General features: G+C 42.6%; 1 protein-coding gene. It reads left to right on the forward strand.

The genetic code is table 11. The annotated features are described in order from the left end of the window. The coding region (locus tag F6K49_RS48790; RefSeq protein WP_293109919.1) for a DNRLRE domain-containing protein at nt 1-1,111 on the forward strand (1,111 nt) is incomplete at its 5' end. Nucleotides 1,112-1,443 lie beyond the last annotated feature (332 nt).

A 1,443-nucleotide genomic window follows, 5' to 3' on the forward strand; every position in this document is an offset into this window, starting at 1 on the left:
TACCAATTTATTTCTCTCAAACCAAACAACTTACTTAGGGAAACTCCCTGCAGCTTCTATAGCGACAGGAGATTCTTTTAGCTTTAACTCACCTGAGTTACTAGATTTCATCAAAGGTGATACTGATCACATAGTGACTATTCTGATTAATCGTGCAGAATATAAAGCCCCAGATGCCTATATCGTTTTTGCGTCTAAAGAAAGCACTGAGTATAGCCCTCCTACATTAATGGCTACTCTGAAACCTGCTGTTCAAAGCAACCCTGAAACTGATACAGCCAATCTTGTTGAGCATCCCGATTGTGTGAATTCCGATTGTAACTCCTCGGATTTTAAGACTCAGGTAATTACTACAGCAGCGGGCAATGGAGCAGACACCTTTATCCGAGGTGGTTCCTACTCTAGTCAGAACAATGGAACAAACGCTAAATTAGTCGTCAAGCTTGATAACACCGTCTCTTATAGCCGCAAAACTTACCTCCGATTTGATCTCAGTGAGCTGAATGATGGTATTGATGATGTGAGCCTGAATTTGAGTACGATAAACCTTCCCAACACCAAAGGATCTATTGAGTTTTATGGCTTGAATGATGGAGTAGAGGAAAATTGGTCTGAAACCAAAACCACTTGGAATAACGCGCCGGGTAATGATACTTACTCTACCAATTTATTTCTCTCAAACCAAACAACTTACTTAGGGAAACTCCCTGCAGCTTCTATAGCGACAGGAGATTCTTTTAGCTTTAACTCACCTGAGTTACTAGATTTCATCAAAGGTGATACTGATGACATAGTGACTATTCTGATTAATCGTGCAGAATATAAAGCCCCAGATGCCTATATCGTTTTTGCGTCTAAAGAAAGCACTGAGTATAGCCCTCCTACACTAATGGCTACTCTGAAACCTGCAGTTCAAAGCAACCCTGAAACTGATACAGCCAATCTTTTTGAGCTTCCCGATTGTGTCAATTCCGATTGTAACTGCTCGGATTTTAAGACTCAGGAAGAGGCACAGGCTGTGTTTAACTACTTTGGGGATGATCGTTTCCGTCTAGATGGGAACAAAGATGGTCTTGCTTGCACAAGTCTGCCCCATGCCAAAGCTCCATAACCTTTATTCCTCCACGACTTACCAATGTTCTAGATCGCTCTTATAGCACTACGCATTCAGGTGTTTGAGATTAATATAAGCAGCAAAAGCTATCGCTGTTAACTTTTGCCTGTTGCCTGTTGCCAATGCCATTGCGCGTAGCGCTATATTGAAACCAATCCCAATTCTCAGCAGGAGGATTGGGTTTAGCCTCACATTCCGCACTTCAAAGTAAGTACCTAGGCACAAGTGAACTACCTACACTGACCCGTTGGGTACAGTGTAGGCTTCCAGTTTCACCGAAGAATGCCTTAGCTTGGACGGACGCCCTCGCTTTGGTCTTACTTCTTCTA

The sequence above is a fragment of the Moorena sp. SIO3I6 genome, assembly GCF_010672095.1.